The organism is Aquabacterium sp. (assembly GCF_004297345.1).
In the GTDB taxonomy this organism is placed as follows: Bacteria; Pseudomonadota; Gammaproteobacteria; order Burkholderiales; family Burkholderiaceae_C; genus Aquabacterium.
In genome coordinates this window covers 1-8,425 of record NZ_SCTN01000328.1, presented here as the reverse complement: position 1 = coordinate 8,425, position 8,425 = coordinate 1, and the positions used below count along the sequence as shown (strand labels likewise).

Sequence of the window (8,425 nt, the reverse complement as noted above, 5' to 3'; positions counted from 1 at the left end):
GACTTTTGCCCTGTCCGGGACAGGGCATTCATGCCAATAACAAGCGTTATCCGCGGCGAACTCGCTTCAATTCATCCAGTATCAGCAAGGCTGCACCGATGGTGATGCCGCAGTCCGCCACATTGAAGGCCGGGAAATGGCCGCCCGGGAACATGGGCGACAGGATGGCCCAGTGGAAGTCCAGGAAGTCCACCACGTAGCCGTGGATCAGGCGATCGATCACGTTACCGATGGCGCCGCCAAGGATCAGCGACATCGCCCAGGCAAAAAGCTTCTGCCCGTGATGCTGACGCAGCATGTAGATGATGAAACCGGTGGCGGCAAAAGCCAGGCCCACAAAGAACCAGCGTTGCCAGCCGCCCGCATGAGCCAGGAAAGAGAAGGCCGCACCGGTGTTGTGCACGCGCACGACGTTGAAGAATGACAGCACCTGACGGCCATCACCCAGCTGGAACACCCCCAGGATGAGCACCTTGGTGAACTGGTCCAGCAGGATCAGGATGAAGGCGATGCCCAACCAGGGCAGAACACCCTGGCTGGAGCCCGATGCGGACTTTTTGGTGGCCATGCTTTTGCTGCTACTCAGGCGTGTTCGCGGTGCTCACCTTCGCCATGCAGGTTGCTGTCGCAACGGCCGCAGATGGTGGGGTGCTCGGGGTTGCTGCCGACGTCGTCGCGGTAGTGCCAGCAACGCTCGCACTTCACGGCCTTGGATGGGTTGACTTCGATCTGCGTGGAATGGCCTTCTGCCAGCTCGACAGCAGACACGATCAACACGAACTTGAGGTCATCGCCCAGGCTGCGCAGGTCGGCCAGCAGACGCTGGTCGTCAGCGTTGATCGTGACGAAGAGATTGGCCTGCAGCGAGGCGCCCACTTCACCGCGTGTGCGGACCTCTTCGATCTGGCGATTGCACTCTTCACGGAAGGCGCGGATGCGCGACCACTTGGCCAGCAGTTCGCTGTCCTTGTCGGCCTCGTGGAAGTCCCAGTAGGTTTCGGTGAAGATCGATTCACCGCCATTGAAGACCTTCCACGCTTCTTCAGCCGTGAAGCTCAGGAAGGGTGCCATCCAGCGCAGCATGCCGTTCGTGATGTGCCACAACGCGGTCTGCGCGGCGCGGCGAGCCTGGCTCTTGGCCGCGCTGGTGTACAGGCGATCCTTGAGCACGTCCAGGTAGAAGGCGCCCAGGTCTTCAGAGCAGTAGACCTGCAGCTTGGCCACGACCGGGTGGAACTCGTAGCGCTCGTAGTGCGCCAGGATGTCTTCCTGCAGTTGCGAGGCACGGGCCAGTGCGTAGCGGTCGATCTCCAGCAACTCGTTGAGCGGCACGGCATCCGTCTCAGGATTGAAGTCGGAAGTGTTGGCCAGCAGGAAGCGCAGGGTGTTGCGGATGCGGCGGTAGCCGTCCACCACGCGGGCGAGGATCTTGTCGTCGATACCCAGGTCGCCCGAGTAGTCGGTAGAAGCGGCCCACAGGCGGATGATCTCGGCGCCCATCTTGGTGCTGATCTCTTGCGGCGCCACCGTGTTGCCCACGGACTTGGACATCTTGCGGCCCTGGCCGTCCACGGTGAAGCCGTGGGTCAGCAGGCCCTTGTAAGGCGCGCGACCGTAGATGGCGCAGGCGGCCAGCAAGGAGCTGTGGAACCAGCCACGGTGCTGGTCATGGCCTTCCAGGTAAAGGTCGGCTTCGTGCAGCTCGTCGTGGCCAGCCGTCGGGTGGCTGCCTTGCGCCGGGTTGAGCACGTGGAAGAAGGAGGTGCCGGAGTCGAACCACACGTCCAGGATGTCGGTGGACTTGCTGTACTCGGCCGCTTCCGAGCCCAGCCACTCGGCGGGATCCAGCTTGGACCAGGCTTCCACACCGCCGGCTTCGACCAGGTCAGCCGCCTTGTCCATGAAGGCCATGGTTTGCGGGTGCAGCTCGCCCGTAACCTTGTGCAGGAAGAAAGGCAGCGGCACGCCCCAGTTGCGCTGGCGGCTGATGCACCAGTCAGGGCGGTTGGCGATCATGTCGCGCAGGCGGGTGCGGCCGTTCTCGGGGTAGAAGGTGGTGTGGTCGATGGCGTCCAGCGCGGTCTGGCGCAGGGTCTTGTCGGCTGGGTTGGACGCGAACACGCCCTGCCCCTCGTCCATGCGCACGAACCACTGTGCGGCGGCACGGAAGATCACCGGCGTCTTGTGGCGCCAGCAGTGCGGGTAGCTGTGGACGATGTCCTTGGTGGCCAGCAGGCGGCCGTGCTCGCGCAGCGTCTCCAGGACCACCGGGGCGGCCTTCCAGATGTGCTGGCCGCCGAACAGGGGCAGATCGGCTTCGTAGACGCCATTGCCTTGCACGGGGTTGAGGATGTCGTCGAACTTCAGGCCGTGCGCGATGCAGGAGTTGAAGTCGTCCACACCGTAGGCAGGCGCGGCGTGCACGATGCCGGTACCGTCTTCGGCGCTGACGTATTCGGCCAGGTAGACGGGCGATTCACGGTTGTAGCCTTCATGCACATGAGCCAGCGGGTGCTTGAACTTCAGGCCTTCGAGCTTGGCGCCGGTCGTGGTGGCGATGACCTTGCAATCATCGGCTTCGAAGCCATAACGGGCCACGGCCTTTTCCACCAGCGATTCCGCCAGCACCAGCAGGCCCTTGGGCGTGTCGACCAGGGCGTAGCTCAGCTCGGCGTGCACGTTCAGGGCCTGATTGGCGGGGATGGTCCAGGCGGTGGTCGTCCAGATCACGGCGAAGGCGTCTTTGCTCAGTGCGCTCAGGCCGAAGGCTGCGGCCAGCTTGGCCGGCTCGGCACTCAGGAAGGCCACATCCAGCGTCTGGGACTTCTTGTCGGCGTATTCGATCTCGAACTCGGCCAGCGAGGAACCGCAGTCAAAACACCAGTACACGGGCTTGAGGCCACGGTACACATAGCCACGCTCCATGATCTTCTTGAGGGCGCGGATCTCGTTGGCTTCGTTGCCGAAGTCCATGGTGCGATAGGGATGGGCCCAGTCGGCCAGCACGCCCAGGCGCTTGAAATCGGTACGCTGGCCATCGATCTGCTCGGCGGCGTAGACACGGGCCTTGGCCTGCACGTCATCGCGGCTGAGGTTGCGGCCGAAGGTCTTTTCGATCTGGTTCTCGATGGGCAGGCCGTGGCAGTCCCAACCGGGCACGTAGATGGCGTCCATGCCCTTGAGCTGGCGCGCCTTGACGATCATGTCCTTGAGGACCTTGTTGACGGCGTGGCCGATGTGGATGTTGCCGTTGGCATAAGGAGGGCCGTCGTGCAGCACGAATTTGGGCGCCCCCTGGCGAGCCGCGCGCAGCTTGTCGTACAGGCCGTTCTTTTCCCATTCGGTAACCCAGCCCGGCTCGCGCTTGGGCAAGTCACCCCGCATCGGGAAGGGGGTGTCGGGCATGTTCAGCGTGGCGCGGTACTGGCTTTGGCCTTCCCCTGCGGCGTTGGCAGCGTTGTTGGCGGCGGCGGGCTTCTTGTCTTGACTCATGATCGTTCTCGGCAAAGGAACACGACAGTGCGGCCACATCGGGCCCCGTTGCCATCGGGTTCCTGGGAATCAGGTGAGCCGCGCACCACGCACATTGCCTTGATCGGCAAAAAACGGCGGGGAAAGCGGCCAGGCTTGGGTTCGGTCAGACGGTGAGCGTCAAATTCGGTCGCGCGTGGTCTGACGGCGCTGCGCCTGGAAAAAGGACTTCGCATCGGCAATGTCCTTGTGGATGGCGGCCTGCAACGCGTCCAGCCCGTCGTAACGGGCTTCATCTCGGAGTTTGTGCAGGAGTTCCACACGCACGATTTTACCGTAGCCCCCTTCGCTTCCCAGCTTGGCGGGCCATTCAAAGCAATGGACCTCCAGCAAAACGCGGCCGGCGTCTTCCACCGTGGGGCGCACACCCAGGCTGGCCACGCCTTCGATCGGGTGGTCGGCCAGGCCGTGGGTGCGGACCACGAAGATGCCTGTGGTGGCCGGTTTTTCATGGCCGAAGCGCACATTGAGCGTGCGGCAATCGAGGCTGCGGCCCAGCTTGGCGCCATGCACCACGTGGCCGCTGACGGTGTAAGGGCGCCCCAGCATCTGCTCTACACGGGCCATGTCGCCCTCGCCCATGGCATCGCGCACCACGGATGAGGACACGCGCACGCCGTGCACCTCGTAGCTCATCATGCGGGCCACGTCGAAGCCGTGGTCGTTGCCAGCGGCATCCAGCAGGTTGTAGTCACCCGCACGCTTGGCACCGAAGCGGAAGTCGTCGCCGACCAGCACGTAGCGGGCATTCAAGCCTTTGACCAGCACCTTGTTGATGAAGTCTTCGGGGCTTTGACTGGCGAACTGCTTGTCAAAGCGCAAGATCACGACCTGATCCACACCGCAGCGCTCCAGCTCGGACAGCTTGTCGCGCAGCGTGGCGATGCGCGCAGGCGCGATCTCCGGCTTGCCGGCCAGTTGGGCGAAATAGTCGCGCGGGTGCGGCTCGAAGGTCAGCACGGTGGCGGGCACACCCCGGTGCTGGGCTTCGCTGCGCAACAGCGCCAGCATGGCCTGATGCCCCCGGTGCACCCCATCGAAATTGCCGATGGTCAGCGCGCAGGCCGGCGCCAGCGCCGCATGGTTGAAACCGCGAAAGACTTGCATAGGCCCAAATTATGCCCGGCGATCCCCCTCACCAAGGGGGACACGGGTGCTGCATCGATTTGCCAACACAAAAGTGATACTAAAATCACATTAATTCAAAAATGAGGGAGGACCCCCCGACTAGTTCGAGGCGGTCTGTCTTGTGAAGCGCGTGGCGTGTCGTAGACTGCGCCCCGATGTCTCACGCGTTATTCCCGTCGCACCTTGTGGCCCGCGACGGCCTGAAGCTCCACTTGTCGCACTGGCCTGTGGCCTCACCGAAAGGTGTGGTCGTGTTGCTGCATGGGCTGTCGGAACATGGCCTTCGCTATGCCGAGACCGCGCGCCACGTCAATGAAGCCGGCTGGATCATGCTGGCGCCAGACATCCGCGGCAACGGCCAATCGGAGGGCCCCCGTGGCGCCATCCGTCAAGATGATGACTACCTGCACGATCTGGCTGCCGTACTGGACCTGGTCGAGCAGACCTGCCCGGGGCTGCCCCGTGTGGTGCTGGGACACAGCATGGGTGGCGCCCTGGCTGCGCGCTTTGCGTCCGCCCAAGCCTTGCCCAGAGAAGAAGCCCCCTGGGCTCGCCCGCTCAGCGGCCTGATCCTGTCGGCACCTGCCTTGCAACCCACGATGAGCCTCGTCCAGAAGGCTTTGTTGTCCACCATGGGCCGGCTCATCCTCGACGTGGCCGTGCCCGTGGCCTTCAAGACGGAGTGGATCAACTCGGACCCGGCTGTGGTCGAGGAAATCAACAACGATCCCTTGTCGCACAAAAAGATCACGCCACGCGTCGCCCTGTTCATGGCGGGTCAAGGCCCGACCGTGATGCGCAGAGCGCCCAGCTGGACCGTGCCAACCTTGATGCTCTACACGCCAGATGATCGCCTGGTGATGAAGGATGGCTGCGAGCGTTTCATGAAGGCGCTGCCTGCCGATCTCTCCACACTGCGTGCGTTCCCGGGCTTGAAACACGATCTGCTGCGCGAACCGGGCCGAGGCCAGGTCTACCAGGCCCTGCAACAATGGCTGAAACAGACCTTCCCGACATGAACGCCGAGATCGCCCCACCTCGCCGACGTACCGGCCGCCCGTCCAAGCAAGACGCCGCGCTCGGACAGGACGCCAAGACCATGCTGCTACAGGCCGCAGGCGCCGAGTTCGTGGAGTTCGGCTATGAGCACACGACCAGCAACAAGATTGCGCAACGTGCGGGCTTCGCGCCCCAGACCTTCTACCGCTGGTACAAGGACAAGCTCGAAGTGTTCATCCAGGTCTTCGAGGCCTGGACAGATGCTGAGTTGACGCAACTCGATGGCATGCTGACCGAGCAGGCCAGCAGCCAGAACATTGCAGAAGCCTTCGTGCAGAACTTCCGCTGCTTTGCCTTGTTCAAACGCAGCCTGCAGCAATTGGCCGCCACGACGCCGGAAGTCAAACAAGCTCGCGCGGCATGCCGGCTCAAGCAGATCCAGCAGGTCAAACGCTGGAACCCATCGCTGCAGGACAGCGAACTGATCGCATCCTTGTTGATTGGCGCCGAGACGCTTTGTCAGGCACTGGCAGAAGGTGAGTTCGACGACATGGGCCTCAACGGGCGCGCTGCCTACAAGCAACTCTCCGAGTTCATCGATCGCTTGCGCCCCGGCGCGGTCAGCGCCTAAATCAAACGACTGCCCCAGGCGATCAGGGCAAGACCAGCTTCGGATCTTCCAGCCAGCGCCACTGACCAGGCGCCAAGTCATCGGCCAAGGTCAGGCGACCGATCTCGCTGCGGTGCAAGGCCTCCACACGATTGCTGACAGCCGCCACCATGCGCTTGACCTGGTGATACTTGCCCTGCAGCAGCGTCAGACGCAGATGGCAGGTTTCGCCCTCGCCCACTGCTTCAGCCGCATCGGCTTTCACGGGCAAAGGGTCATCGTCCAGCACGACACCTTTGAGCAGCTTGTCGCACATCGCCTGCGTCACCGGATGCTTGCAGGTCACTTCGTACACCTTGGGCACATGGTGCTTGGGCGACGTCAGCTTGTGCAGCAAGGGGCCGTCATCGGTCATCAAGAGCAGGCCCGTCGTATCTTGGTCCAGCCGACCTACGGGTTGCAGGCCTCGGCGCCGCAAAGGAACGGGCAACAGGTTATGCACGCCCGGCCAGGCACCGGGCTTGAGCGAGCACTCGTAGCCTGCCGGCTTGTTCAGCACGATCAGGGCCTTGACGTGCGCAACCCAGGGCATGCCATCCACCACCAACTCCAGCAGATCCACCGGGAAGACCGCATCCGGATCCGTCACCACCTCGCCGCGAACCTGCACCAGGCCATGCAGGATCAGGCCCTCGCAATCACGACGAGCACCAAAGCCTTGGGCAAACAGAATCTGATCCAGGTGCTCATGACCGGCGGGCAAACGGGAACGTGGGGGCATGGTAGAAAAACGAAGTTCGCGGAGATGTTGGCCAAGTGATGGCCAAACCGCTATTGTGCTGCCATCATGCTGGCGCAGCCACAGCCTGAAGGGTTCCCCACATGAAAGTGCATCACCTCAATTGCGGTTCCATGTGTCCATTGGGGCGCCGTTTGCTCAGTGGCGAAGGCGGCTGGTTCGCTGCCGCACACATGTGTTGCCACTGCCTGCTGATCGAAGGCAAGGAAGGCCTGATCCTGGTGGATACGGGGCTGGGCACGGCCGATGTGGCCAACCCGAATCGCCTGGGCATGGGCTTCAACGCAGTGGTGCGCCCTCGCCTGTTGATGAGCGAAACAGCACTGAATCAGATCAAGGAGTTGGGCCTGGATCCGCGCGATGTGCGCCACATCGTGCCTACCCACCTGGATCTGGACCACGCAGGCGCCTTGAGCGACTTCCCCCAGGCCGAAGTGCATGTGTACGCCAAAGAGCTGCAAGCCGCCTTGACGCGCCCCAGCCTCAAGGAAAAGAGCCGCTACATCCCGGCGCAATGGGCGCACGGCCCCAAGTGGGCGCCGCACAGTGCTGACGGCGAACGCTGGATGGGCTTCGAGGCCATTCGCGCCTTGCCGGGCACCGATGAAGAAGTGCTGCTGGTGCCGCTGACCGGCCACACCCAGGGCCACTGCGGCGTGGCCGTGCGAGGCGACAACGGCTGGCTGCTCCACTGCGGAGACGCCTACTTCTTCCGCGGCGAGATGGACCTGGACGAACCAGATTGCCCCATCGGCTTGCGCGTCTTCCAGAGCCTGGTTCAGATGGATGGCGCCAGCCGCGTGGCCAACCAGCTGCGCCTGCGTGAACTCAAGCAGCAGCATGGCGAAGAGGTCACGCTGTTTTGCGCGCACGACCCGGTCGAGCTGGCCCGACTGGATGGGCTGTCACGCCAACGGCGCAACGCGCGCGCGCAATTCGCGGCTTGATCTGTCAAAAGCGCTTGGTCAAGGTCAGCGCATCGTTCTCCCGTTTCATCTGAAAGCGTGTGAGAAACGAGTTGCCAAGCAAGATGAACGGCATGGGCTGCGGCAAAACCGCGGCGTCCACGTTGTGCACTTCCACGTCCTGAATGCGCACCGTGGTCAGGCTGACGCGGTAACCGACCACCGTACCATTGGCCGTGCTGCCGTAAAAGCGCTGCCCGTCTTCAAACTTGATACCCATGCGGCGCGCTTCGTCCTGCCCCATCGAAACAGACGTGGCGCCCGTATCCACCATGAACTGAGTGGCTTTGCCATTGACCGAGCCCTGGGTGATGAAATGCCCGCCTGAACTGGCAGACAAGATGATCTGCGTGCCGGAAGCCCCGCCGCCTGAGCCACCAATGCTGACCGGCG

General features: G+C 63.1%; 8 protein-coding genes. 3 read left to right on the top strand and 5 right to left on the bottom strand.

Annotation, left to right across the window (positions count from 1 at the left end; genetic code table 11):
* Window positions 1-46: 46 nt before the first annotated feature.
* From lspA to EPO09_RS11755, 3 genes are all read right to left on the bottom strand, one after another.
* Entirely contained in the window at window positions 47-568 is a 522-nt protein-coding gene (lspA, locus tag EPO09_RS11765; protein WP_290643293.1) for a signal peptidase II, read from the bottom strand.
* A gap of 14 nt (window positions 569-582) precedes the next feature.
* Window positions 583-3,405 carry an isoleucine--tRNA ligase gene (ileS, locus tag EPO09_RS11760; RefSeq protein WP_290643295.1) on the bottom strand — a complete coding sequence of 941 codons (2,823 nt, stop codon included), beginning with the start codon at window positions 3,403-3,405 and terminating at the stop codon, window positions 583-585.
* A gap of 246 nt (window positions 3,406-3,651) precedes the next feature.
* Window positions 3,652-4,638, bottom strand: a complete 987-nt coding sequence (locus EPO09_RS11755; protein ID WP_290643291.1) for a bifunctional riboflavin kinase/FAD synthetase — start codon at window positions 4,636-4,638, stop codon at window positions 3,652-3,654.
* A 176-nt stretch (window positions 4,639-4,814) separates the two neighbouring features.
* Here EPO09_RS11755 and EPO09_RS11750 point away from each other — a divergent pair, with 176 nt between their 5' ends.
* Together EPO09_RS11750 and EPO09_RS11745 are read left to right on the top strand one after the other, a co-directional pair.
* Window positions 4,815-5,678, top strand: a complete 864-nt coding sequence (locus EPO09_RS11750; RefSeq protein WP_290643289.1) for an alpha/beta hydrolase — start codon at window positions 4,815-4,817, stop codon at window positions 5,676-5,678.
* A complete protein-coding gene (locus EPO09_RS11745; RefSeq protein ID WP_290643288.1) occupies window positions 5,675-6,289 on the top strand; it encodes a TetR/AcrR family transcriptional regulator in 615 nt (204 codons plus the stop codon). Before EPO09_RS11750 ends, EPO09_RS11745 begins: the two co-directional genes overlap by 4 nt.
* 22 nt (window positions 6,290-6,311) lie before the next feature.
* Here EPO09_RS11745 and EPO09_RS11740 read toward each other — a convergent pair whose 3' ends face one another.
* Entirely contained in the window at window positions 6,312-7,049 is a 738-nt protein-coding gene (locus EPO09_RS11740; RefSeq protein WP_290643286.1) for a pseudouridine synthase, read from the bottom strand.
* A gap of 101 nt (window positions 7,050-7,150) precedes the next feature.
* Here EPO09_RS11740 and EPO09_RS11735 point away from each other — a divergent pair, with 101 nt between their 5' ends.
* Entirely contained in the window at window positions 7,151-8,014 is an 864-nt protein-coding gene (locus EPO09_RS11735; RefSeq protein ID WP_290643284.1) for an MBL fold metallo-hydrolase, read from the top strand.
* Window positions 8,015-8,018: 4 nt separating this feature from the next.
* On the opposite strand, the gene EPO09_RS11730 is transcribed toward EPO09_RS11735, so the two are convergent.
* A partial coding sequence (locus tag EPO09_RS11730; RefSeq protein ID WP_290643281.1) for a TIGR02281 family clan AA aspartic protease occupies window positions 8,019-8,425 on the bottom strand: 407 nt, incomplete at its 5' end.